The sequence below is a fragment of the Cellulosimicrobium sp. NPDC030954 genome, assembly GCF_055571305.1.
Window position 1 is genome coordinate 1 of record NZ_JBVIFN010000004.1, and the last position, 24328, is coordinate 24328.

The following is a 24328-nucleotide window of genomic DNA, read 5'->3' on the forward strand; positions in this document are numbered from 1 at the left end:
GCCCACGCCGTGTCAGTCAGCTCACCACGCCCCACACCCACAACCCGGACATTACCGGACACATGCCAAGAACATTCGCAGGACAGGGCCTAGACGGCCTCGTCGCGCTGCCGCGCGCGCCACGGTCGCCGCGCGCCGACCGTGCGGGCGCCGGACCTGCTCCCGCTCAGTGGGTGTGCGCGATCCCCAGGGCGTGCGCCCGCTCGTGCTCGCGCTCGGCCGCCTCACGCGCGGCGATGCGCGCCCGGACCTCCTCGCGACGGAGCGGGGGGACGGTCGACGGCGGGTTGCGGCGTTCCGGCAGCTCGTCGAGCAGCCGCGCGACGATCGCCGTGACCTCGTCGACCGCGCGCTCGAACGGCTCCTCGGTCGCCGCGCTCGTGCGCTGGATCCCGGTGACCTTGCGGACGAACTGACGCGCGGCCGCCTCGATCTCCTCGTCGGTGGCGGGCGGCTCGAGGCCGCGCAGGGTCGTGATGTTCCGGCACATGCTCCCGACGCTACGTGCGCGCGAGGCGCGCCACAAGGGCGGCCCGGCCTCGTCAGGCGAAGCGTGCCGAGACGGCGAGCGTCTCGCCGACGTCGACGCGGACGTCCGCGAGGCGGACGCCCGGCGGCAGGTCGGACACGAGGTCGACCTGGCGGCCCTCGACCTTCGCGAGGTCGCCGCGCGCCGCGACGAGCAGCGCCGCGACGACGGGGTTGCGGCTCGACAGCTCGAGGTCCCGGACGGCGAGCACCATCCGTGCGTCGACCTCCGCGGTCGCCGTCGCGCGCACGCTCGCCGAGAGGATCCCCTTGCGGACCCGGGCGAACCCGCGGAGGGTCACCCTGCGGGGCCCCGCCGACTCGAGTTCGACGTCGAGCGACGCGAGCGTGAGGCCGAGGTTCTGGAGCTCCGTCGCCACGAGCCGCCGTGCGGTCGCGACGATCGCGTCACGCGGGGCCGCGACCCGGACGTGGCCGGTGAGGGGCGCGGCGTCGTCGGGCTCGACGCCCTCGACCCCGAGGCCGCCGGCGGTGTCCTCGACCCAGCGGAACCGCAGGCCCTCGGCCTCGGCGACGACGTCCACCGGCACGTCCTCGACCAGGAGCGGGTGCGCGTCGACGCGCACCCGGCGCAGGACCGCGTCCTCGCGCGAGCGCACGTCCTCGACGTCCCGGGACGAGCGGCCGGACGCGTGCTCCGCGCTCCGAGCGGCGCCCTGGCTGCCGACGCGCACGCGCACCCCCGTCAGGTCGACGTCGAGCCGGGAGACGTCGGGGCCGTCGAGGTCTGCGTCGAGCCGCGCCCGGTCGGCGCCCTCGACGGTCGGCCCGAGCAGGCCGAGCAGGGCGGGGCGCAGCCGGGCGAGGAGCTCGGCGGCGGTCGTGGGACGCGGGGCGGTGCCGAGCGGCAGCACGTCGTGGGCGGGGCGCAGGTCGGGCATGGGCCGAGGGTAGTGGACGACGAAGGCCGCCCCGGTGAACCGGGACGGCCTTCGTGCTGGTGGGCGATACTGGGATCGAACCAGTGACCTCTTCCGTGTCAGGGAAGCGCGCTACCGCTGCGCCAATCGCCCGGGGTGCTGCACTGCTGCGAGGTGGAGATGGGATTCGAACCCACGTATACGGCTTTGCAGGCCGCTGCCTCGCCTCTCGGCCACTCCACCTTGAGACGCGTCCTCTCACGCTCCCGGAGGAGCAGGCCAGAGAGTGGGCCTCCGAGCGGATGACGGGACTCGAACCCGCGACCCTCACCTTGGCAAGGTGATGCTCTACCAACTGAGCCACATCCGCGCGGCCGGTCCTGCGAGAGCTCTTGTGAGCCCTCCCGTGTTCCGGCGCGAAGCACATACTAGCCGACTTCCGACCTGAACCGTGCATCCGGTCCGGGTGACGGTCGGCACGCGAGAGGCCGCTCCGGACGGTGCCGGGGCGGCCTCTCGCGTCGTGCTCGTGGGCGATACTGGGATCGAACCAGTGACCTCTTCCGTGTCAGGGAAGCGCGCTACCGCTGCGCCAATCGCCCCCATGGGGTGGTGCTGTCTGCGAGGTGGAGATGGGATTCGAACCCACGTATACGGCTTTGCAGGCCGCTGCCTCGCCTCTCGGCCACTCCACCGCGACCTGCCCTCCGCCGCCACGAGGGCGGACGGAGAGTGGGCCTCCGAGCGGATGACGGGACTCGAACCCGCGACCCTCACCTTGGCAAGGTGATGCTCTACCAACTGAGCCACATCCGCGCGGCCGGACTGTCGAGGGTGTCGAGGAATCGCTTCCCGTTTGCCCTCCGGCGTTCCGGCGCGTCCCAGACATTAGTCCACGTTCGCGCCCGGCGTCCAACCGGCACCGTCGCGCGCGCGTCGGGCGCGTCCCGAGCACCCGTCGGGGTGTGCGCGCACGCTCGGTAGCGTGGTCCCGTGCCAGGACCTGGGAGAACGTCGTCGAGGCCGGGGCTCGCGCTCTTCGGGGACCGCGCCGCCCTGGGCGTGGTGGAGGTCGTCGACCTGTGGCGCGAGCCGGAGCGGCTCGCCGACGACGGTCCGTGGTTCGTCGTGGCGGACTTCGACGCGCGGGCCCGCGGCGGGCGGGCGCGCGCGTGGCGGTTCGCCGAGCGCGTCGACCCGGCCGTGCTCGCCCGGGAGGACGGGGACGCGTGGCGCGGACCCGCGCCGTCGGGCTGGACGAGCTCGATGGACCGGGCCGCGTACGAGGCCGCGGTCGCCCGCGTGCGCGACGAGGTCCGTGAGGGCGAGGTCTACCAGGCCAACGTCTGTCGCGTGCTGTCGGCCCCGCTGCTCGGCCCGGACTGCGGCGAGCCGGACGCCGTGGCCCTCGGCCGCCGTCTGGCCCGCGGGAACCCGGCGCCGTACGGGGGTGTCCTGCACGTCCCGGCGGGCTCCGGCGTCGACCCGGCGTGGGTCGTGACGGCGTCGCCGGAGCTCTTCCTCCGCGTCGCGGGCGGGGCGGTCACCTCCGGCCCCATCAAGGGCACCGCGCCCACCCCGGACGGGCTCACCGCCAAGGACCGCGCGGAGAACGTCATGATCACCGACCTCGTGCGCAACGACCTCCAGCGCGTGTGCGACCCGGGGACCGTCGAGGTCACGGACCTGCTCGCGGTCGAGGCGCACCCGGGTCTCGTGCACCTCGTGAGCACGGTCACCGGCCGCCTGCGTCCCGGGTTGCGCGGCGGCGCGTCGCTGTGGCCGGCGCTGCTCGACGCGACGTTCCCGCCCGCGTCCGTGTCCGGCGCCCCGAAGTCGTCCGCGCTCCGGATCATCGACGCGCTCGAGCCCGTCCCGCGCGGCCCGTACTGCGGCGCGATCGGCTGGGTCGACGGCGACGAGGCGGTGCTCGCCGTCGGGATCCGGACCTTCTGGTGGGCCGACGGCGTGCTCCGGTTCGGCACGGGGGCCGGGATCACGTGGGGGAGCGACCCGGCGCGCGAGTGGGAGGAGACCGAGCTCAAGGCGCGGCGCCTCGTCGGCCTCGCCTCCGGCACACTGGAGCCATGAGCCCCGCCGCCGCCACGACGCCGACGTCCGACCGCCCGTCCGAGAACCTCGTGATCTGGGCCGACGGACGTCTCGTCCGCCCGGGCGAGGAGGCGCTGAGCGCGGTGGACCACGGCCTGACGGTCGGGGACGGCGTGTTCGAGACGTGCGCGGTGTTCGACGGGCAGGCGTTCGCGCTCACGCGCCACCTGCGCCGGCTCGCGCGGTCCGCCGTGGGCCTCGGGCTCGACGCGCCGGACGAGCAGCGCGTGCTCGACGGCGTCGCGGCCGTCCTCGCCGAGGCCGGCGCCCGGACGCGCGCGGGGGCGGGCGACGTCGGCCGCCTGCGCATCACCGTGACCGCGGGTGTCGGCCCGCTCGGTTCCGGTCGGACGCCCGGCGCGCAGACCGTCGTCGTCGCCGCCGGACCCGCGACCCTCAGCCCCACCGGGCGCGCCGTGCGCTCGCCGTGGACGCGCAACGAGCGGTCGGCCGTCGCCGGGCTCAAGACGACGTCGTACGCCGAGAACGTCGTCGCCCTCGCCCACGCCGTCGCGCAGGGCGGCGACGAGGCGCTCCTCGCCAACACCGCGGGCGACCTGTGCGAGGGCACGGGGGCGAACGTGTTCGTCGAGCGCGGGGGCGAGCTCGTCACGCCGCTGCTGGCGTCGGGCTGCCTCGCCGGCATCACGCGCGAGCTGCTGCTGGAGTGGGCCGCGGAGGACGGGCTGCCCGTGCGCGAGGCCCGTCCCGGAGAGCTCCCGTTCGCCGTGCTCGACGAGGTGACCGCAGGAGAGGCCGCGCTGCTCCTCACCGGCTCGGTCCGCAACGTCCAGCCCGTGACCTGGATCGACGGTGTCGACGTCGCGGCCGGGGGGCTGTCGCTCGCCGCGCGCGAGCTCTTCGAGCGGCGCCGTCGCGAGCGTCTCGACCCCTGATCCGCGCCGGTTTTTCGATCCGGTCCGTTTCAGGCTAGTATCGACCACGCACTCGGGCGATTGGCGCAGTGGTAGCGCGCTTCGTTCACACCGAAGAGGTCACTGGTTCGAACCCAGTATCGCCCACCCTGAGTGTTGGGGCCTCTGACCTGCGAATCCGCAGGTCAGAGGCCCTCTCTCGTGTCTGCCCCTGGTGGACCCGACCGTCGAGGAAGCCGCGCCGCGTCATCGGCGCCTTCCCGTCCGACTGGCGGGGAAAGACGGCCACTTCTGCTTCTGCGTAGGTGAGCGCCGCCCGCCCGAGCGACGGCGCGGACGACGCGGCGACGATCGTCGCCGGCGTACAGACCGCGGGAGCGGTAGCGCGCTTCATGCGCCTCACGCTGGGCTGAGTGCGTTACCGAGAACGTACGGGGTGCACCACCCCGTACGTACCCCGTACGCGCCCCTCGGACCATGCATCGGCACAGGTCAGCATGCGTACGGGGAGAAGTTCTGGATCGATATCGTCCAGCCATCTTTCACCGCTCGCCCGCGTGCGCCGTGCGGGACCGAGGCTCCTTCGACTGCGCACTCGCCGCGCAAGACGGTCCGACCGATCCGCGCAAGGACAGCAAGAACGGGTGTCACAGCCTGGCGCACCCCTCGGTCGAACGTTGCGACAAGCGGAGGGTCGAGTCGCAGGTAAGGACGGGACTCACCGGGTTTCACCGGGGCCCGCTGTGGGCCAGGCCGGAAGCAGAGAGCGACTGGACCCGCTCGTCACCCGCCGCTGTCACACCTTGCGCCGCTGCTCGGTCAGTGGTGCAGAGGGGTCGCGAGACCTACGGCGCAGCCCCTCATCTCCCAGATTCCAGAGAGGTGCTTCCCATGAAGGTTGTCGTCATCGGTGGGACCGGACTGATCGGTTCCAAGGTCGTCGAGAAGCTCAACGCCCATGGGCACGACGCGAGCCCCGCCGCCCCGCAGACCGGCTGCAACACGATCACCAACGAGGGGGTGACGGAGGCGGTCGCCGGAGCGGATGTCCTGATCGACGTGTCCAACTCCCCGTCGTTCGCGGACGACGACGTCATGAACTTCTTCGTGACGTCGACCAACAACCTGATCGCCGCGGCGAAGGAGGCGGGGGTCAAGCACTACGTCGCCCTGTCGATCGTCGGCGACGACCGGCTGCCGGACAGCGGCTATCTGCGCGCCAAGGTCGCGCAGGAGAAGCTGATCGTGGAGTCGGGCATCCCCTACACGATCGTCCGTGCTACCCAGTTCTTCGAGTTCTCCACCGCCATCGCCAACTCCTCGATGATCGACGGCAAGGCGCAGCTGTCGACGGCCTACTACCAGCCGATGGCCTCCGACGACGTCGCCACGGCGGTCGGGCGGGCAGCGGCCGGCGAGCCGGTGAACGGCATCGCGGAGACGGGCGGCCCCGAGAAGGTCCGCATGTCGGAGTTCATCGGGGCTGCGCTGGCTCGCACCGGGGACGAGCGGGAGATCGTCGCCGACCCGAGCGCGAAGTACTTCGGGACCGTGCTGAAGGACGACGACCTCGTCCCCGGCCCCGACGCGGTCCTGGGCACGACGAGCTACGAGGAGTGGCTCGCCGGCTCCGGCCGCTGATCGAACGCTCGTCGTCCTGAGTCTTCCCCCCTCGGGGCGGTGAGCTGTCCGGTGCCTGGGCGTGCCCCGCCCGGGCACCGGACGAACCTCGTTCACCACCGGTCGGAGGAAGCCGTGCCGCCGTACCCCGCAATAGTCGGCCGCTCTCGTACCGGACGGCGGAGCATGCGCCCTCGAGAGATCGACGAGGCCCACTGATCAGCCACCCCGCTCGAACTGCCCTTCGACCTCACGTTCGTCGTCGCAATCGCGCAGCTTGCCGGGCGGCTGGCCCACGCCACGCTCGACGGGCACCTCTCGTCGGCCATCGGGCCCTTCCTCATGGTCCTCTTCGGGATCTGGTGGGCCTGGATGAACTTCACATGGTTCGCGTCGGCATACGACATCGACGACTTGTCCTACCGCCTGGCAACCTTCGTTCAGATGGGCGGCGTGCTCGTCCTCGCGGCGGGCACGGGCCGAGCCTTCGAACACAGCGATTACGCGGTCGTCACGATCGGCTACCTGATCATGCGGGTCGGGCTACTGAGCATGTGGCTCCGCGCGGCGGTCCAACACCCCTCGGGTCGACCGACCTCCCTGCGGTACGCCGGCGGCATCGCCAGCCTGCAGATCCTGTGGCTCGCCCGGCTGGGGTTGACCGATCGGTTCGGCGTCGCGACGTTCGTGACCTTGGCAGCGATGGAGCTCCTGGTCCCCGTGTGGGCCGAGCGTGCCGGAGGCCCGACGTCGTGGCATCCGCACCACATCGCAGAGCGCTACTCGTTGTTCACGATCATCCTCCTCGGCGAGGGAGTGCTCGCCGTGACGACGGGCGTCGTCAGCGTCGTGGAGGACGCTGCAGGCCTGAGCCTGGCCATCATTTCCGCGTCGAGTCTCGCGATCATCGCATCGCTCTGGTGGCTCTACTTCGCGGTGCCTGCCGGCGAGCCACTCGCTGTCCGGCGACACCGTTCCTTCCTCTGGGGATACGGCCACTATGTGCCGTTCGCATCCCTCGCCGCGCTTGGTGCTGGCCTTGAGGTCACAGTCGCCGCCAGCACCGGTCATACGGCGGCCCTGCCCGTCTGGGTCGCCACGTTCACCGTGGCCACTCCGGTCGCTCTGACGATCGCGTCGGTCGAGCTGTTGCGCCTCGGCGGCGGAGGACGCCCGTCCCGGAATCGTGCTGCGACCGTCACGCTCCTGTTGATCCTCCTGATCGTCGTCCCGGCGTCCCAGGCGACGGGCCTGATTGCGGGCATCTGTCTGGTGGCGCTGGCCGCAGCAGGAGCGGTCGTCGTGGATCACACGGACCCACGCCGCCCCGGACGTGGAAGTGGACGTCGATCGACCGACATCGGCGTGAGAGAACAGACGCAGGGAGACTGACATGGTGGGGCTCGACACGATGAATGCGGCCTATGTCGAGAGTCGTGGCCCGGCGAGCAGCATCCAGTACGGTCCGGTCCCCGTGCCCCGCTGCGGCCCGACCGACGTGCTCGTGCAGGTCGAGGCGGTGGCTGTGAACGCCGTTGACACCTTCGTGCGGTCCGGTGCCTACCAGACGGCGATGCCGTTCCCGTTCGTCGTCGGACGGGACCTCGTGGGCACGGTCGTGGCGTGCGGGTCGGGCATCATCGGCTTCAGGCCGGGCGACCTCGTCTGGACGAACAGCCTGGGACACGGTGGACGCCAGGGCGCGGCCGCCGAGTTCGCTGTCGTCGCCGCGGACAGGCTGTATCACGCCCCACCCGGCGCAGACCCTGTTGAGCTGGTCGCTGTCGTCCACCCGGCCGCGACCGCATTCCTGGGGATCGTGGTACACGGCCGCGCCCGGGCCGGCGAGACAGTCCTGGTAGCCGGAGCGGCGGGCCACGTGGGACGGGTGGCGACGGTCTTCGCGACCCGCGTCGGAGCGAGCGTCGTCGCGACGGCCAGCGCGGCGGACCTCGACGCGTGCCGGCGGCTCGGCGCGCGCGAGGCCTTCGACTACCGCGATCCTAGGTTGGGCTACCTGCTGCGCGACGCGGCACCTGATGGCGTCGACCTGCACCTGGACACCTCCGGCCGCCATGACCTCGAGCTCGCGGTCGAGCTCCTGGCACAGAGGGGACGCATCGTCCTCATGGCCGGCCTGTCAGAACGCCCCGGCCTCCCGGTCGGATCTCTGTACACCCGAGACGGACGCATCGTCGGGTACGCCATCAGCAACGCGTCGACGGCGGAGCTCGCCGCTGCCGCCGGACAGATCAACCGGCTCGTGCGCGAGGGAACGTTGGAACCCGGCCCGATCGAGGAGCTTCCCCTCGATCGGGCCGGTGAGGCGCACGCACGCATCGAGACGGGCACCGCGGCTGGAGTTCGGCTCGTGCTGAGGCCTGCGCGGGGCTGACACCTCACATGTCGCCGATAGTTCCCGTCGCGTACTCCCAGAGGCGGTCGGCGGACTCCGGGTCCAGCGCGTGCTCCGCGACGCCGCCTGGCTCGGTGTCGTCGTCTCGCACCGTTCGCGCCTCCTGGTTGTCCTCGAAGTAGCGACCGGTCACGCCCTTCAGGAGCGGCGACGTGGCCAGGAGCACGGAGGTGGCCGCCCCCTGCTCGGGCGTCTTGTAGTACGGCAGCGGCGTCAGCTTGCCCTCGCCGTCCATGACGCCGAAGGCGCGCATGGTGTCGTCGTCCACGTGCCGCTGCAGGCCGGTGAGGATGTATCCCGGGTTGGCCGCGTTGGCGGTGATGCCGTCACCCGCCCAGCGGCGCGCCCCCACGGTGAGCAGGATGTCCGTGGTCTTGGACTGCCCGTAGGCCCCCCAGGGGTCGTAGGGCCGTCGCTCGTACTGCGGGTCCTCGAAGTCGACGGGCGAGTCCCGGTGCGCGCCGGAGCTGACGACCACGATGCGAGCCGCCTCGGCCTGCCGTAGCGCACCGTGGAGGCCGAGGGTCAGCGCGAAGTGGCCCAGGTAGTTCGTCGCGAGCTGCATCTCCCAGCCCTCCGGTGTCAGGGTGCGCTCGGGCAGCGCGAGGATGCCGGCGTTCGCCACGAGGATGTCGAGCGGCCCGCTCCACGCCCGTGCGAAGCTGCGGACCGAGGCCAGGTCGGCGAGGTCGAGCGCCTCGACCCGTACCCGGGCGGCCGAGCTCGCCGAGTTCAGCTCCGCCAGGAGCGCATCCGCGGTTCGAGGGCGTCGTGTGGCGATCGTGACCTCCGCGCCGGCGGAATGTAGGGCGCGTACCGTTTCGGCGCCGAGGCCTGCGCTGCCTCCGGTGACCACGGCGCGTCGGCCAGTGAGGTCGATGCCGTCGACGACGTCGCGGGCGCTGGCCTTGGGGGTGAACGGGGTCGTCACTCGACGGAGATCGTCGGTTGTCACGTGTCTGCTCTCCTGGGATAGGTGGGGGCCTGGATTCAGGCTAGGCCGCGAATGTTGGACGATCTCTATTTGAAGGGCTAGCAAACTTTCGTGATCGTCCAGCCTGATCGGGATGCTGATGGATCCGCTCGAAGACGTTCTGACCCTGCTCTCGCCGCGCAGCCATCTCTCCGCCCCCCTTGCCGCCGGAGGAACGTGGGCGCTGCGGTTCGAGCCGCCGGAGGGAGTGAAGTTCAACGCCGTACGTCGTGGCTCGTGCGTGCTCGAGGTTGACGGGGTCGAGGGGGTGATCGAGCTGTCGCAGGGGGATTGCTACCTCCTCACGCGCCCTGCCCCCTTCGTGCTGCGAAGCGACCCGGCCGCCGTTCCTGTCGACGCGGGGCCGGTGTTCGCGCGGGCGGAAGACGGTGTCGCCCGGGTGGGCTAAGGCGATGGGGTGTTGCTCGTGGGTGGCGAGTTCTCCTTCGGAGCGCGCGCTCGGGAGCTCCTGATCGGCCGGCTGCCTCCGGTGCTGCACATCCCGGCGGGCAGTCGACATGCGGAGACGGTGGCGTGGGCGTTGTCCGAGATCGAGGACGAGCTCACGCACAGGCCGATGGCCTCGAGCGTGGTCGCCGAGCATCTCGCCACGGTCATGCTCGTCCATGTGCTGCGCCTCCACATCGCGCGGGACCCTCGTGCCGCGTCGGGCTGGATGGCGGGTCTCAGAGATCCCGTCGTGGCCGCTGCGCTCGCGCAGATGCACGGGGACCCGGCGCACCCGTGGACCGTGGCGGAGCTGGCGGCGCGGGCGTCGGTCTCTCGCTCCACCCTGGCCTCGCGGTTCAAGACCCTCGTGGGGATCGGGCCCCTGGACTACCTCACCCGTTGGCGTATCGAGCTCGCGGCTCGTCAGCTGCACGACGGGCAGATGACGGTCGCCAGTGTCGCCCACTCGGTGGGCTACGGCACGGAAAGCGCCTTGAGCGTGGCGTTCAAGCGGGTCCTCGGGATGTCCCCGAGTGTCTATCGGCGTCGGCGAGGGACATCGTGATGCCGTTGACGACGAAGGTGGGTGGCCGCCGTGGCGGCCACCCACCTTGGGTTCCACGAGGCGCCGGGGTGCGGCGCCTCAGGCGGCGTCGTGCGCGGTGCCGGCGGTCCTGAACTCCCTGAGCGCCTCGAGGATGGTGCCCGTGACCTCGTAGGGGCGCGAGACGGCGATCGCGTGCGAGGCGCCGGACACCTCGTTGACGCTTCGAGCACGCGCACGCTGGGCCTCAAGACGCAGCTCTGCCGCCGGGATGTTGCGGTCCTGGTCGCCGAAGACGAACCACGACGGCAGGGTCTGCCAGGCGGGCGAGCTGGTGGGCAGACCCTCGCTGAGCGCCACCTCGGTCACGGGGCGCTGGGTGCGGCCCATGTTCTGGGCGACGACTGCGGGGACGTCGGCTGCGAACTGGTCGTGGAACGCGTCGAGGCGGATCGTGAACTCGTTGCCCCCCGTCGACACCGGGTAGGCCGTGAGGGCGTCGCCCAGGGTGCTCCCGGGGACGTGGGTCGAGAGCTCGAGCGCGCTTTCCCCGTGGTTCGGGGCGAACGCGGAGACGTAGACGAGCCCGACGACCGCCGGGTTGTCTGCGGCTGCCTCGGTGATCACGATTCCGCCGTACGAGTGGCCGACGAGCAGTACGGGCTTGCCGAGGCCGGAGATCACGTCGCGCAGGTAGGCCGCGTCGCTGGTGACGCTGCGCAGAGGGTTGGCGACCGCGATCGTGTCGATGTCGAGCTCGTGGAGCCGGTCGATGACGCCGTCCCAGCTGGCGGACTCGGCGAACGCGCCGTGCACGAGCACGATGGTCGGGACTTGGGTACTCATGAGGGTTCTCCTGTCGTGAAGAGGTCAGCGTCCGTGGAGCACGGTGCGGAGGATGCCGACGGCCTGCGCGATCGCGCCGCTCGAGGCGGCAGACGGACGCAGCGGGTTGAGCATCATGAAGTCGTGGATGGTCGCGTTGTACCGGACGGTCGTGGTCCGGACACCGGCCTCGATGAGCTTGCGCGCGTAGGCCTCGCCCTCGTCGCGCAGGACGTCGTTCTCGTCGACCACCACGAACGCCTCGGGCAGTCCTGCCAGGTCCGCGAGCGTGGCGCGCAGGGGCGACGCGGTGATCTCGGCACGCTTGGACAGGTCCGGCAGGTACGCGTCCCAGAACCACGCCATGGACTTCGCGAGCAGGAACGGCCCCTCGGCGAACTCCACGTAGCTGGCCGAGTCCTGCGCGGCGTCCGTCACCGGGTAGTAGAGCGACTGGTGCACGAAGGTCACGTCGCCACGCTGCTTGGCCATGATCGTCAGCGCCGCGGCCATGTTGCCGCCCACGGAGTCGCCGGCGACGGCGATCCGCTCGGGGTCGATGCCCAGGTCGGCTCCGTGGGCCGTGATCCACTGCGCGGTCGCGTACCCCTGCTCGATCGCTACCGGGTACTGCGCCTCTGGCGACCGGTCGTACTCCACGAAGACGACGGCGGCGTTGGCGCCGGTGGCGAGATCCCGCACCAGCCGGTCGTGGGTCCCGGCGTTGCCGAGGACCCAGCCGCCGCCGTGCATGTAGAGGATGGCGGGCAGGGGGGCGGCGGTCCCGGCCGGCTTGACGACGCGCACGTGCACCTCGCCGACGTGCGCCGGGACGACGATCCACTCCTCCTCGACGTCGGGCTTGGAGGTCGGGAGGGCCTGGAGGTCGTCCAGGACCTTCCTCGCCTGGTCGGGCGTCATCTCGTAGAAGAACGGCGGCTTCGCGGTCGCGTCGGCGATCGTCTGCGCCTCGGGCTCGAGGTGGTGGTTGCTCATGGTCTTTCCTTTCGGGAGAGCTGCGGTCAGCGGGTGGCGCGCACTGCCGCGGTGATGGTCCGGGTGACCTGGGTGGGGTGAGTGATGGGGCCGAGGTGGCCGGCGTGGTACCGGACCACGGTCGATCCGGCCTTGTCGGCCATGTCCTCCTGGGCGCTCGACGGGATCACCCGGTCCTCGGTGCCGATCAGGTACCAGCTCGGGATCGACTCCCACGCGGGCTTTCCGGAGGTCTCGTTCAGCGCTCCGAACGTGACGGGCCGCTGTGTCGCCCACAATGCGAGTGCACGGTCACGGCTCAGGCCGGTGGCGAAGGACCGCAGGAACGTCGTGGACTTCAGGTACACATCGGTCTCGGGCGTCGGCGGTAGCGCGGCGGGGACGAAGTCGAAGATCGTCGTCGGGTCGGACACCGACAGCGCCGAGTCGGGACCCGCGAGCTCCGCGACCGTCTCACCCTCGGCGGGCACCGAGCCGTTGACGAACACCAGGGCCTGGACGGCCGGGTCCCCGGCGGCGGCGTTGGTGATGACCGCGGCCCCGTAGGAGTGCCCGACGAGGACGATCGGCCCGTCGATGGTGGCGAGGAGCGTCTCGAGGTAGTCGGAGTCCGACTCGAGGGACCGCAGCGGGTTCGCCGGCGCGACCACGCGGTATCCGTCGGCCTGCAGCTGTCGGACGACGCCGGTCCAGCTCGACGCATCGGCCCACGCGCCGTGGACCAGGACGATCGTGGGCTTCGAGCCGTGGCGCTCGCTGGTGTGGGCGTCCGCGGCCCCGGGGAGCGCGACCACCGAGCCGATGGTGAACAGACTGACCAGCATCGCGAGGCCGGCTCGGCGGCGTGCCCTGCGCCGCGCCCTGCGCAGTGCGGAGCGAGTTGTCACGGTCATGAGAAGTCTCCCGTTCGGAGGGCGGAACCGCTGGGCGATGGCCCTCGCGGGACGGCGGATGCCGTCGCACTGATCGACCGGGCGTCGAGCACCTGCGTGACACCCGCCGTCCGCGGGAGCCGTCTCGGGCGGATCCCGGGAGGCCTCTACTCGACCAGCTTCCCGTCGGCCGAGACGTCGTGCATCCGTTCGGCGATGTCGGTCGGGATCGGCGAGATGGCCTCCCGCTGCACGCCGTGGGCGGGGGACCACACCAGGTTGACCTGCAGCTCCGGATCGAGGTCGGGATAGTCGGACCGGTTGTGACAGCCGCGCGACTCCCGCCGCTCCAGCGCGGACTCCAGCGTGGCCCGGGCCGAGAGGACGGCAGAGCGAAGGTCGAATGCGTGCGCGAGGTCCTGGTATCCGGCGATGTCGATGTGCACGCCGGCGTGCGACATCCGGTCCTCGACCTCGTCCAGGGCGGCGAGCCCGGCGCGCAGGCCGACCTCGTCGCGGACGACTCCCGCGTGCTCGGTCATCAGGTCCCGGACGCTGCGCTGCATCGCCCGGACGTTCTGGTCGCCGTCGGCGTCTAGCAGCATGTCGATCGACGAGTCGGCGTCCCGGATCGCCCCGAGCGACCGCCTCTGCGTCGCGAGCCCTGCCGAGTAATCGGCGGCCGCGCGACCGGTGATCCGGCCGTAGACCAGGAGCTCGATGAGAGAGTTCCCGCCGAGCCGGTTCGCGCCGTGCAGCCCACTCGAGGCCTCCCCGATGGCGAAGAGCCCGTCGACGTCTGTGCTGTGATCCTCCGGGCGCACCCAGACGCCGCCCATCGAGTAGTGGGCCGTCGGGGCGACCTCGATCGGGTCGCGCGTGACGTCCAGCATCTGCAGCTCCAGCAGCGTCTGGTAGACGCGCGGCAGCCGCGTGAGGATCGTCTCGCGCGGCAGGTGGGAGAGGTCCAGCCAGACGCCGCCGGAACGGCTTCCCCTACCCTCCTTGATCTCCGTGTACGACGCGAGCGCGACCCGATCGCGTGTCGACAGTTCCATGCGCTCGGGGTCGTACCGGGCCATGAATCGTTCGCCGAGGTTGTTGAGCAGGACTCCGCCCTCGCCACGTGCGGCCTCGCTGACGAGCGTTCCCGCGGCGTTCTCCGGCTCGACCAGCCCCGACGGGTGGAACTGCACCAGCTCGGCGTCGCGCAGCCTGGCCCCCGCGTCGGCAGCGAGGCGGAACGCGTCGCCGGTGTTCTCGTCGCGGCGGGACGACGTGCGCCGCCAGATGCGGGTATGCCCGCCCGCGGCGAGGATCACGGCATCCGCGTGGATCAGGTATCGCGATCCGTCGGTGAGGTCGAAGCCGTACGCGCCGAAGACGACCCCGTCGTTCACCAGCAGCTGCGTGATGTAGACGGTCGACAGCACCGGGATGTCCAACTGGGAGGCGCGGTTGACGAGGGTCCGCTGGACCTCCAGTCCCGTGTAGTCGCCCACGAAGGCGGTACGCCGGTAGGTGTGCGCGCCGAAGTACCGCTGCGCGATCCGTCCGTCGGGCTGCCGGTCGAAGCGCATGCCGTACCGCTCCAGGTCGTCGATGCCCCGCGGCGCGTTCTGGGCCACGACCTGAACCGTCCGGGGGTCGGCCAGCAGGTAGCTCTCCTGGAGTGTGTCCGCCGCGTGCTGCTCCCAGGTGTCAGCAGGGTCCGTCGTCGCCAGTGCGGCATTGATGCCGCCTGCCGCGAGCGACGTATGGGCGTCGGACGCCGGCCGTTTGCCCACCGCGAGCACGGCGACCCCCGACTCTGCGAGCTCGATGGCTGCGCGAAGTCCTGAACCTCCGGTCCCGATCACGACGACCGAGGTGGCGAGCTGATGGACGCGTGGAGACACGATTCCTCCTGAGGCAGACGTGTGGTCGTCCTGGTCGACCGTGCGACGTCGCCGCATGTGACAACCCGGGTAATCTGCCTCCGAGGGCGGCCACAGACGTGACGCTCGCCGCGAGCCCAGGAGTCCGATGAGCACCAAGTCGCTGCCGAAGCTGGTCGGACGGGTACCCGAGCGTGCGGTCCTGGACGATCTGCTCGTTCGCCTTCGCAGCGGGGACTCGGCCGTTCGTGTTCTGCGAGGTGCGGCCGGAGAGGGAAAGACGGCACTGCTCGACTACGTGACCGCGCAGGCATCGGGGATCACGGTGACTCGGGCGCAAGGCGTCGAGGCCGACATGGAACTGCCATACGCCAGCCTGCACCAGTTGTGCACCCCGTTCCTCAGCGAGATCCCCGCCCTGCCCGGACCGCAGCGTGACGCCCTTCAGGTCGCCTTCGGCATCGCGGCCGGTGACCCGCCTGACCGGTTCCTGGTCGGGCTGGCCGTGCTGACCCTGCTCACCCGGGCATCGGAGCCCAGGCCGGTGCTCGTCGTGGTCGACGACGCGCAATGGTTGGACCAGGTCTCGCGTCAGACGCTCGAGTTCGTGGCCCGACGGCTGCTTGCCGAGTCCGTCGCGATGGTCTTCGCCGTTCGCGAGCCGGAAGGGACGGCAGCGCTGACCGGGCTCGCCGAGCTCAGGGTCGAGGGACTCGACCCTGTCTCCGCCGGCGAGCTGCTCGACATCGCGGTCGGTGGTGGATTGGAGGGGCCGGTCCGTGAGCGGCTGGTTGCGGAGACCCACGGAAATCCGCTCGCGCTGCTCGAGCTCTCACGCGGTCGCAGTGGGGCGGAACTGGTCTACGGCCTTGACGCTGCCGACACATCGTCGGTCTCGAGCCGTGTGGAGGAGGACTTCGCACGCCGGCTGGAGTCGCTCCCGGCGTCGACGCGGACTCTGTTGCTCCTGGCCGCCGCCGAGCCCGTGGGTGACAGCCGGTTGCTTCAGCGGGCGGCCGGTCACCTGGGCATCACGCCAGATGCCGCGCCGGCCAAGGCCGCCGGGCTCATCGAGTTCGGCGAGTCGATCCGGTTCCGTCATCCCCTCGCTCGCTCCGCCGTCTACCGCGCGGCGACACCGCAGGAGCGCCGCAGCGTCCATCGGGCGCTCGCGTCCGCCACGGATCCCAAGCTGGAGCCCGACCGGCGAGCGTGGCACGCCGCGCAGTCGTGCGAAGGTCTCGACGAGGGGGTCGCCGAGGCGTTGGAGCAGGCGGCCGACCGGGCCCGGCAACGCGGCGGTATGGCGGCCGAGGCCGTGCTCCTCGAGCGGGCTGCCGACCTGACGCCCGACCAGGGACTGCGGGGACGCCGGGCCCTTGCCGCGGCGGAGGCGCACTTCTCCGCCGCGTCTCCCGACCGAGCCACGGAGATGGCGTCCGTCGCAGATCTTTGCCCGTTGAGCCCGCTCGACCGTGCTCGGCTCACCCGCCTGCGTGCACGCGTCCTGTTCGCGCGAAGTCGGAGCGACGAGGCCGCCCCGCTCCTCCTGGACGCCGCGTCGACGTTCGCGAAGGAGAAATCCGCGCTGGCGCGCGAGACCTACCTCGAGGCGATCAGCGCGACGGTCTTCTCCGGCCGGGTCCACGGGCCGTCCGGTGCCGTCGCCGCTGCGTGGGCGGCGCGCGAGCTCGGCGCGGCGACGCCGGGCTCTGCCCCGTCCGACGTCCTGCTGGACGCTGTGGCGATGCTGCTCTCCGACGGCCCGGGCAAGGGCGTTCCGGCCCTGAGGGCCGCGCTCGAGCCGTTCGCGCACGAGGAGCTCGACGGCCGCGACGCCACGATGAGGTGGCTCCTGTTGGCGCCGGTCGCGTTGGAGGCGTTCATCCACCACGCATGGGACCTGAACGCGTGGGATGTCCTGTCCGCACGCGCCGTGCGCCTGGCCCGAGACATCGGAGCCCTCGGGGTGCTGCCGCCCGCGCTCATCTACGCGAGCGGCGTGGACATCCACCATGGCGACCTGACACGGGCCGCCGGCCTGATCGACGAGGCCGACGCGATCGCCGCAGCGACCGGCAACGCCCCGCACGCCTACGCCGCGCTCGTCCATTCGGCGTGGCGGGGCGTCGAGGGCCCCGCCACAGTCCTCATCGACGAGGCACGCCACCGAGCCACGGAACGCGGTGAGGTGTCCCTCCTCGGCGTGACGGGATACGTCCAGGGCGTGCTGTTCAACGGGCTGGCGCGGTACGACGAGGCTCTGGCAGCCTCGCAGACCGGAATCGACCACGACGGGTTCAACTTCACGGGCCTGTCGTTGGTCGAACACATCGAGGCCGCAGTGCGCTGCGGCGCGCCGGAGCAGGCGGAGCAGTCCTTCGCTCGCCTCGATGCGCTGACACTGGCGGCCGACACCGGGTGGGCGCAGGGGATCCGGGCACGGTGTGCAGCTCTCGTCGGCGCCGGCGGCGAGCCCGACGCGCTCTATCGGAGCGCCCTCGAACACCTTAGGCGAGACCGGGTCGTCGTCGAGGTCGGACGGACCCACCTCCTGTACGGCGAATGGTTGCGCCGGGAGGGCCGACGTTCGGACGCCAGGGTACAGCTCCGGGCGGCGCACGACATGTTCGAGGAGATGTCGGCGAGCGCCTTCGCCGAGCGAGCACGCCGTGAGCTCCTCGCCACGGGCGACCAGGTTCGGGCGCGCAGCGTAGAACCAGCGGCGCGCCTGACTGCTCAGGAGGCGCAGATCGCCGCGTTGGCAGCAGACGGCATGACGAACCCGAAGATCGGCGCGGAGCTTTTCCTCAGCCCGCACACGGTCGAATGGCACCTTCGCAAGGTGTACGTGAAGCTCGGGATCTCCTCCCGCCGCGAGCTGCGCGGCGCGCTCGCTGCGATCGAGCCCGACGGTGTGGCCCGCGGTATGCGCACGCCCGCGTGACCCGTCTGTCGGCGACAGGCTCACGCACGCGTCATCGGCGATGACCTGCGAAGATACTGATTTCCCCATGGTCCGTGGTGGCGCACCACGGCTACCCCCACGGACTCGCCCACGCACTCGACCACGGACTCCCGTGGCGCGGTAATCGGTGCCGCGGACGAAAGGTGAATGCACCGCCCTTGGAGGGCGACGGTCATTCTCCGAAGGAGTCCGAGATGTACGCACCGAGCACCGACACCACGCCGACGATCGTGATCGCCGAGGAACCGTCCGAGCGGACTGACGCACCCGACATCGAGCTGCAGCAGGCGATCGCGTTCTTCGTCTCGCAGCGTCCCCGGCTGTTCCGCATCGCCTACCGGGTCACCGGCGGCGACGTCTCGAGCGCCGAGGACGTGGTGCAGGAGGCGTGGCTGCGATGGCAGCGCACCGACAGGGGCGCTATCAAGAACCCCGAGGCGTTCCTGACCACGACGACCACCCGGCTGGCGATCAACGTCATTCAGTCGGCCCACCACCGCTACGAGGCACCGAGCGAGACCATCGCGGCCGAATCGGGTGACACGGTGTCCGACCCGTCCGGACAGGCCGACCAGTCGGCGGCCGTCGAGCAGGCCCTCGCCGTGCTGATGGCGCGGCTGACCCGGGCGGAGCTTGCCGCCTACCTGCTGCGGAGCATGTTCGACTACTCCTACGCGGACGTCTCGCGGCTGCTGCGCACGAGCGCCGTCAACGCGCGACAGCTGGTGAGCCGAGCCCGGTGGCGCATCGAACGGGGCACGGAGCGCTCCGCGGTGGAGCCTCGGTCCCACCGCCGCCTCGTCACGGCCTTCCTGACGGCCAGCCGTACGGGTGAGTTCGAGAGCCTGGAGCGATGCCTCGCCCACCACGTGCGCCCGGCGCTGAGCCTCGCGTCGGCACCCTCGAGGAAGCCCGCCGACATGCGCCGCGGGGCGACGCCCGCGCTGGCCGCATGAGCGTACTCACCACGGGAACCGGCACGCCGATACCACGGCCGCCGCGCCGCGCGGGTCGCTGGCGCGACGCGCTGGGCGTCGGGCGCGGCAGGATAATCTCGGTGACCATGCAGCGATCTGGCGAGGCGTCGGGAAGGCTCCTGGGCCGGCGTCGCGAGTGCGCCGTCGTGGACGACCTTTTGCAGGCCGCCAGGGACGGCCAGGGCGCATCCATGGTCCTTCGTGGTGAACCCGGCATCGGCAAGTCCGCGCTGATCGAGTACGCGCGTGCCAGCGCGCAGGGATTCAGGGTCATCAGCGTTGCCGGCGTAGAGGCGGAGACGGAACTAGCCTTCGGCGGGCTGCACCAGCTGTGCGCGCCGTTGCTCGACCGATTCGCTCAGCTTCGTGCGCCGCAGCGGGCGGCGCTGGAGACCGCGTTCGGGATGAGTGCGGGCAGTCCTCCCGATCGATTCCTCGTCGGGCTGGCCGTCCTCAGCCTGCTGGGTGACGCCGCCCAGGACGAGCCCGTGATCTGTCTCGTCGACGACGCCCAGTGGCTCGACCAGATCTCTGCGCAGACGCTCGCTTTCGTCGCACGCCGACTGGTGGCCGAGCGGGTGGTTCTGCTGTTCGCCGAGCGCGTGCCGGCCCCACGCGCATTCTTCGAGCGGCTGCCCGCGCTGCAGATCGTGGGACTTGCGGATCACGACGCCCGTGCGCTTCTGCAGACTGTCGCGCCCGGCCAGCTCGACGTCCGGATCCGCGAGCAGATCCTTGCCGAGGCGCGAGGCAATCCGCTCGCCATCCTGGAGCTACCCCGCGACCGGACGCCTCTGAGCACTGCCGACCCGGTGGGGGCCGATGGACAACCGTTGGCGAGCCGCATCGAAACGGGGTTCCTGCACAGGATCGAGAACCTCGCGCCCGCCACACGGAAGCTGCTGCTCGTCGCGGCGGCCGAACCCGTGGGAGACGCGGCGCTGCTGCAACGCGCGGGCGAGAGAATGGGCATCGACGTCGACGAGGCGGCACGGGAGGCGGAGAACGCCGGGCTGGTCACCAGGCGCGGCATGGTTCGCTTTCGCCACCCGCTGGTCCGGTCGGCGGCCTATCGCGGAGCGACGCCCCAGGAGCGCCGACGCGTGCACCAGGCGCTCGCGGACGCCATCGACCCGGCGTCAGACCCGGATCGTCGGTTGTGGCACCTGGCCAGCGCGGCACCGGAGCCTGCCGAGAGTGTCGCGACCCAGATGGAGCAGGCGGCGTCGCGCTCGATGGAACGCGGTGGTGTCGCGGCCGCGGCGGCGTTCCTGGACCGCGCGTCACGACTCACCCCCGATCCCACGGCACGAGGACGGCGTGCGCTCGCTGCTGCTCAGGCGAAGAGTCAGGCCGGCGCCTACGACGAGGCGCTGGAACTGCTCGACATCGCGAGCCTCAGCCCGCTCAGCGCCTATGACGAGGCCCGGACGGACCTGGTGCGTGGTCGGCTGCAGTTCTTCTCTCGAAGCGCGGCCAAAGGTCTTCCCCTGTTGCTTTCCGCCGCAGAACGCCTGGAGAACTTCGACCCGAAGCTGGCCAAGAAGACGTACCGCGATGCCATGTACGCGGCGCTGACGGCCGGCAGGCTCGCCGGCGGGTCCATCGAGCAGGTCGCCTCGTCGGTGCTGAAGATGACGACCTCGAGCGAGCCCACCCGATCCGACCTGCTCCTCGTGGGATTGTCCCGCGTGATAGCCGACGGGTACGCCGCGGGCCTTCCGCAGATTCAGCGAACTCTCATGAGCTACCGGACGGCCGCGCTGCCACCGGACGAGGCGCTCGGCTGGCTGCCGCTCGTGTGCCGCGTGGCCCATAACGCCTGGGACTTCGACACCTGGTCGTCCCTCTCCGGCTCCCTGGTCGAACTGGCGCGTGGCACCGGCGCCCTGTCAGTGCTCCCGTCGGCGCTGCTGCTCCGCCTGTCCAACCGGGTGTTCGCCGGGGAGCTCTCCGTGGCGGACTCGCTCGTGGCAGAGGCGGCGAACGTGGGCGACGTCACCGGCAGCAACGTCCTGGCCCACTACGCGGCGTTGGTCGTCGACCCGTGGAAGGGCCGGGAGTCGCAGGCGCTACGGACCATCCAGACGGTCACCGACGACTTCCTCCTGCATGGTGAGGGGAAGGTCTCGACAGCGACCGGTTGGGCAGCGGCCGTCCTCTACAACGGTCTGGGCCGCTACGACGAGGCGTTCGACGCGGCCCGGCGCGGTGCGTCCTATCCCACCGAGATGGGTCTGTCGTCCTCCGCGATGGTCGAGCTCGTCTGGGGGGCGGCACACCTGGGCCGCCCGGGGGATGCGATCACCGAGGCGAGGCGCGTCGTCGAGATGGCGGCGGCGAGCGGTACCGACTGGGCACTCGGGACCGCAGCGCTCGTCACCGCCATGGTCGGCAACGAGCGTGACACCGACGGGCGGTATCGGGAAGCGATCGACCGGCTGGAGCGGGGCGGTACGCGAATGTTCCTCGCCAGGGCGCACCTGTCGTACGGCGAGTGGCTCCGCCGTTCGGGACGGCGATCCGAGGCAAGGCGGAACCTCGATCTCGCCCACCGGATGCTGAGCACGTTCGGGGCGGCCGCGTTCGCCGAGCGCGCCCGGCAGGAACTCGCCGCTGTCGGGGTGCAGATGCCGAAGCCGTCGCAGGACGCGAGCACCGGCGTCGATCTGACGCAGCAGGAGGCGCGCATCGCGCAGCTCGCGGCTGACGGTCTGACGAACCCCGAGATCGGCGCCCAACTCTTCCTGAGCGCACACACCGTCGAGTGGCACCTGCGCAAGGTCTTCTCGAAGCTGGGCATCAGCTCGCGCAAGGACATCGGCGCACGGCTCGCGGATCTACAGGCCTGACAGTCGGCAGACGTCAGACGAACGGGTTCGCGGTCAACTGGCAGTCGGTGCCCGCAACGCGTCGACGAACAGGCCGACCATCGCCGGGATGCGGTCGGACCCGGCGTCGTGCGCCGGTTCGGTCGCGATGGAGAGCATCACGCCCAGGAGAAGCGATGTGGCGCCCTGCGGGCTGACGTCCGCGCGGAGCGAACCGCTGCGGGCACCGGACGCGAGGAAGTCGGCGACGACCCTCGTGAGCACCTGGCGGGTGTGCGGGGCCGGGACGGTGCCGCTCGCCATGCCGGAACGGAGGGCTGGCCTCAGGCCGGGCTGAGTCGTCGTGAAGCGCACGTAGCGCTCGGCCCACGTGCGGAGTGCCTCATCGGGCGGGAAGTGATCGAGCAGCCCCGGCGCCGTTGCCGCCAGCTGGTCCAGCTCGGCGCTGTAGACAGCCTCGACGAGCGCTCCGAGGTTCGGAAAGTGGCGATAGAGCGTCCCGACCCCCACCCCGGCATCGCGGGCGACATCCTCGCACGTCAAGGCGCCCTCGTCCTTCGCCAGAGCGGCCCGCGCTGCGTCGACGAGCCGGTCGCGGTTGCGCTGTGCGTCTGCGCGCAGCGGCCGTGGCGTCCCGTCCGCCGGCCCGGTGGGAGGGTCGACATCGTGTGTCCGTGGCAACTTCAATCGGAAGCCCTTCCGGTGTGGGGTAGCGTGTCTAAGCGGAAGACCCTCCGCTTAGCGCCATACTCCCACGGGAACCGAGGTCGTGACCATGACAGCTCTCATCCCCGCTGCTTCCGCCGGCCCGTCCGGCACTCGGCGAGCCGAGATCGGAGGCCGGACCGTCTCGGCCGTCGGCTACGGCGCGATGCAGCTCGGTCGACTCCGCCAGGATCGCGCTGCGGCCCTCATGCTGGTTCGCCGGGCGTTCGAGCTCGGTGTCGACCACGTCGACACGGCACAGTTCTACGCCGGTGGCTGGGTCAACGGGCTTCTGCGCGAGGCGCTCCGGTCCCACGACGGCGTCGTCGTCGCGACGAAGGTCGGTGTCGAGCCGAGCGAGGCCGGCATGCGAGCCGCCCAGCGACCGGAGCAGCTGCGCGCGGGCGTCGAGGAGAACTTGCGCGGCCTGGGGGTCGACCAGGTCTCGGTCGTCCACCTGCGGCGCATGGACGGGTTGCCGATCCCTGACGATCAGAGGGTCGACGTCGACGACCAGCTCGCCGAGCTTGTCCAGATGCGCGACGAGGGCCTCGTCGGCGCGATCGGTCTGAGCAACGTCAGCCTGGACATCGTGCAGCGCGCGTTGCCCGCCGGGGTCGCGAGCGTGCAGAACAACTACAGCGTCGTGGCTCGTGACCGTGAAGACCTCCTGGAGCTGACGATCGACGAGAAGATCGCGTGGGTCCCGTTCTACCCGCTCGGGGGCACGATGCAGGGCGCGCCGAGGGTGACTGACGAGCCGGTGGTGCGATCCGCGGCGGAGCGTCTCGAGCTCACACCGGCCCAGGTGGGACTGGCCTGGCTCCTTCATCGCGCGCCGAATGTCCTGCTCATCCCTGGCACTGCCTCGATCGAGCACCTGCGGGACAACCTTGCGGTGGGCGACATCGTGCTCGACGACTCGACACTCGCCGCGCTGAACTCCGTCTGGACCGATCCTTCGGCGGCAAGGCGGTAGCCCGGCTCCCGCATCAGGTCGACCCGCCGTCACGGATCGTCCGCCAGCCTGGTCGAACGTTCAGTCGCACGCTCTGCCCTCCGTGGGCGGGCTCATTGCAGGGGAGGCGGAAGTTCACATGCTGAGCAAGTGGGAAGAGCGCCGACTGGCGGACATCGGATACGAGCTCCGCCTCGACCGCGCGCTCGAGCGGGTGATCGGTGCGCCAACCCGCAGCGAGCTCCGCCGGCTGTCCTTCAGGAAGCGCTGGGCGGCGTTCAAGCGGAGATGGTTCACGCCCTGGCCGTGACGACGGCTTGCCTCGGTGGCGAGGGGGACGAGTCGTCCGCGTGACGAAGTCCGGTGACGAGGAGCGAGAGAAAGTACGGCCAGCGTCCCGGGTCGCCGGTCGCGCACGCGCCCTGATACGAGGCGGTCATCATCCCGACCACCTCGCGGCCGGTGACGTCGGCACGTACTGCGCCGGCCTCCACCGCGCGGCGGGCCAGGAGGTCGGCGACGTTCTCGAGGCGCGTCCGCCGTTCCGTCAGGCCCGGGATCGCGAGCTCTGCCGTCGACGCGAGCTGGCAGAAGGCCTGATCTCGTGCCTGCAGCCTGATCCCGGCGGCAACGAACTCCCGCAGTGCCTGCAGGGGGTCGGTCGCGTCGAGAAGGCCCTCGGCCTGATCGACGAGCTCGTTGACCAGGCCGGCGACGACGGCAGAGACCAGGTCCTCCTTCGAGGCGAAATGCCGGAAGACCGTGCCCTTCGCGACTCCCGCTCGATCGGCGATGTCGGACACCGAGGCGCTCAGGCCCGAACTTGCCAGGACGCTGGCGGCCGCTGAGATGACCGCCTCGCGGTTACGTGCAGCATCAGCGCGCATCGCGACCACCTCCTTCGCCGGTCACGCTAGCAG

19 protein-coding genes, 7 tRNA genes and 2 pseudogenes are annotated in these 24328 nt (G+C 71.1%); 13 read left to right on the forward strand and 15 right to left on the reverse strand.

What is annotated here, in order from left to right:
• Window positions 1–166 precede the first annotated feature (166 nt).
• The 8 genes from ACZ402_RS09735 to ACZ402_RS09770 form a co-directional block, all read right to left on the reverse strand.
• Window positions 167–490, reverse strand: coding sequence for a DUF2277 domain-containing protein (locus tag ACZ402_RS09735; RefSeq protein ID WP_375823497.1), 324 nt, complete (start codon window positions 488–490; stop codon window positions 167–169).
• Window positions 491–542: 52 nt separating this feature from the next.
• Window positions 543–1430, reverse strand: coding sequence for a hypothetical protein (locus ACZ402_RS09740; protein WP_375823498.1), 888 nt, complete (start codon window positions 1428–1430; stop codon window positions 543–545).
• Window positions 1431–1487: 57 nt separating this feature from the next.
• A tRNA-Val gene (locus ACZ402_RS09745) sits at window positions 1488–1562 on the reverse strand.
• 19 nt (window positions 1563–1581) lie between these two features.
• Window positions 1582–1652 (reverse strand) — tRNA-Cys (locus ACZ402_RS09750).
• Between the two features lie 54 nt (window positions 1653–1706).
• A tRNA-Gly gene (locus ACZ402_RS09755) sits at window positions 1707–1779 on the reverse strand.
• A gap of 160 nt (window positions 1780–1939) precedes the next feature.
• Window positions 1940–2011, reverse strand: a tRNA-Val gene (locus ACZ402_RS09760).
• Window positions 2012–2033: 22 nt separating this feature from the next.
• Window positions 2034–2104 (reverse strand) — tRNA-Cys (locus ACZ402_RS09765).
• Between the two features lie 48 nt (window positions 2105–2152).
• A tRNA-Gly gene (locus tag ACZ402_RS09770) sits at window positions 2153–2225 on the reverse strand.
• A 177-nt stretch (window positions 2226–2402) separates the two neighbouring features.
• Between ACZ402_RS09770 and ACZ402_RS09775 the strand changes: the two genes are divergently transcribed.
• From ACZ402_RS09775 to ACZ402_RS09800, 6 genes and pseudogenes are all read left to right on the forward strand, one after another.
• A complete protein-coding gene (locus ACZ402_RS09775) occupies window positions 2403–3500 on the forward strand; it encodes an anthranilate synthase component I family protein (protein WP_375823499.1) in 1098 nt (365 codons plus the stop codon).
• Window positions 3497–4417, forward strand: a complete 921-nt coding sequence (locus ACZ402_RS09780; RefSeq protein WP_375823500.1) for an aminotransferase class IV — start codon at window positions 3497–3499, stop codon at window positions 4415–4417. The genes ACZ402_RS09775 and ACZ402_RS09780 overlap by 4 nt, the downstream gene beginning before the upstream one ends.
• Window positions 4418–4471: 54 nt before the next feature.
• Window positions 4472–4543, forward strand: a tRNA-Val gene (locus ACZ402_RS09785).
• A gap of 744 nt (window positions 4544–5287) precedes the next feature.
• Window positions 5288–6037 (forward strand): SDR family oxidoreductase, encoded by a 750-nt coding sequence (locus ACZ402_RS09790; protein ID WP_375823501.1) that lies wholly within the window; start codon window positions 5288–5290, stop codon window positions 6035–6037.
• Window positions 6038–6250: 213 nt separating this feature from the next.
• Window positions 6251–7408, forward strand: a pseudogene (locus tag ACZ402_RS09795) (low temperature requirement protein A); the annotation flags it as partial.
• A gap of 1 nt (window position 7409) precedes the next feature.
• Window positions 7410–8411, forward strand: a complete 1002-nt coding sequence (locus ACZ402_RS09800; RefSeq protein WP_375823502.1) for an NADPH:quinone reductase — start codon at window positions 7410–7412, stop codon at window positions 8409–8411.
• A gap of 4 nt (window positions 8412–8415) precedes the next feature.
• On the opposite strand, the gene ACZ402_RS09805 is transcribed toward ACZ402_RS09800, so the two are convergent.
• The gene (locus tag ACZ402_RS09805; protein ID WP_375823503.1) at window positions 8416–9363 is read right to left on the reverse strand and encodes an SDR family NAD(P)-dependent oxidoreductase; all 948 of its coding nucleotides are present in this window, start codon (window positions 9361–9363) and stop codon (window positions 8416–8418) included.
• A 142-nt stretch (window positions 9364–9505) separates the two neighbouring features.
• Between ACZ402_RS09805 and ACZ402_RS09810 the strand changes: the two are divergent.
• Window positions 9506–10042 (forward strand): annotated as a pseudogene (locus tag ACZ402_RS09810) (cupin domain-containing protein); the annotation flags it as partial.
• Window positions 10043–10126: 84 nt separating this feature from the next.
• Complete coding sequence (locus ACZ402_RS09815; RefSeq protein ID WP_375823802.1) at window positions 10127–10420, forward strand: helix-turn-helix transcriptional regulator; 294 nt, start codon at window positions 10127–10129, stop codon at window positions 10418–10420.
• Window positions 10421–10498: 78 nt separating this feature from the next.
• On the opposite strand, the gene ACZ402_RS09820 is transcribed toward ACZ402_RS09815, so the two are convergent.
• The 4 genes from ACZ402_RS09820 to ACZ402_RS09835 all read right to left on the reverse strand — a co-directional run bounded on the left by ACZ402_RS09820 (window position 10499) and on the right by ACZ402_RS09835 (window position 15047).
• The gene (locus tag ACZ402_RS09820) at window positions 10499–11245 is read right to left on the reverse strand and encodes an alpha/beta fold hydrolase (RefSeq protein ID WP_375823504.1); all 747 of its coding nucleotides are present in this window, start codon (window positions 11243–11245) and stop codon (window positions 10499–10501) included.
• A 24-nt stretch (window positions 11246–11269) separates the two neighbouring features.
• Window positions 11270–12220, reverse strand: coding sequence for an alpha/beta hydrolase (locus ACZ402_RS09825; protein WP_375823505.1), 951 nt, complete (start codon window positions 12218–12220; stop codon window positions 11270–11272).
• Window positions 12221–12246: 26 nt separating this feature from the next.
• Window positions 12247–13044 (reverse strand): alpha/beta fold hydrolase, encoded by a 798-nt coding sequence (locus ACZ402_RS09830; protein WP_375823506.1) that lies wholly within the window; start codon window positions 13042–13044, stop codon window positions 12247–12249.
• Window positions 13045–13259: 215 nt separating this feature from the next.
• Window positions 13260–15047, reverse strand: a complete 1788-nt coding sequence (locus ACZ402_RS09835) for an L-aspartate oxidase (protein WP_375823507.1) — start codon at window positions 15045–15047, stop codon at window positions 13260–13262.
• 70 nt (window positions 15048–15117) lie between these two features.
• Here ACZ402_RS09835 and ACZ402_RS09840 point away from each other — a divergent pair, with 70 nt between their 5' ends.
• From ACZ402_RS09840 to ACZ402_RS09850, 3 genes are all read left to right on the forward strand, one after another.
• Window positions 15118–17916, forward strand: a complete 2799-nt coding sequence (locus ACZ402_RS09840; protein ID WP_375823508.1) for a helix-turn-helix transcriptional regulator — start codon at window positions 15118–15120, stop codon at window positions 17914–17916.
• Between the two features lie 215 nt (window positions 17917–18131).
• On the forward strand, window positions 18132–18893 hold the full coding sequence (locus tag ACZ402_RS09845; protein WP_375823509.1) for a sigma factor: 762 nt from the start codon (window positions 18132–18134) through the stop codon (window positions 18891–18893).
• Window positions 18890–21766, forward strand: coding sequence for an ATP-binding protein (locus ACZ402_RS09850; protein ID WP_465272277.1), 2877 nt, complete (start codon window positions 18890–18892; stop codon window positions 21764–21766). The genes ACZ402_RS09845 and ACZ402_RS09850 overlap by 4 nt, the downstream gene beginning before the upstream one ends.
• Before the next feature lie 33 nt (window positions 21767–21799).
• Here the strand turns inward: ACZ402_RS09850 and ACZ402_RS09855 are convergent, their stop codons facing one another.
• Entirely contained in the window at window positions 21800–22432 is a 633-nt protein-coding gene (locus ACZ402_RS09855) for a TetR/AcrR family transcriptional regulator (RefSeq protein WP_375823510.1), read from the reverse strand.
• 88 nt (window positions 22433–22520) lie between these two features.
• Between ACZ402_RS09855 and ACZ402_RS09860 the strand changes: the two genes are divergently transcribed.
• Together ACZ402_RS09860 and ACZ402_RS09865 are read left to right on the forward strand one after the other, a co-directional pair.
• Window positions 22521–23429, forward strand: coding sequence for an aldo/keto reductase (locus ACZ402_RS09860; RefSeq protein ID WP_375823511.1), 909 nt, complete (start codon window positions 22521–22523; stop codon window positions 23427–23429).
• A 118-nt stretch (window positions 23430–23547) separates the two neighbouring features.
• A complete protein-coding gene (locus tag ACZ402_RS09865; protein WP_375823512.1) occupies window positions 23548–23718 on the forward strand; it encodes a hypothetical protein in 171 nt (56 codons plus the stop codon).
• Here the strand turns inward: ACZ402_RS09865 and ACZ402_RS09870 are convergent.
• Complete coding sequence (locus ACZ402_RS09870; protein ID WP_375823513.1) at window positions 23702–24295, reverse strand: TetR/AcrR family transcriptional regulator; 594 nt, start codon at window positions 24293–24295, stop codon at window positions 23702–23704. The two genes, ACZ402_RS09865 and ACZ402_RS09870, sit on opposite strands and share 17 nt — an antisense overlap.
• Window positions 24296–24328 lie beyond the last annotated feature (33 nt).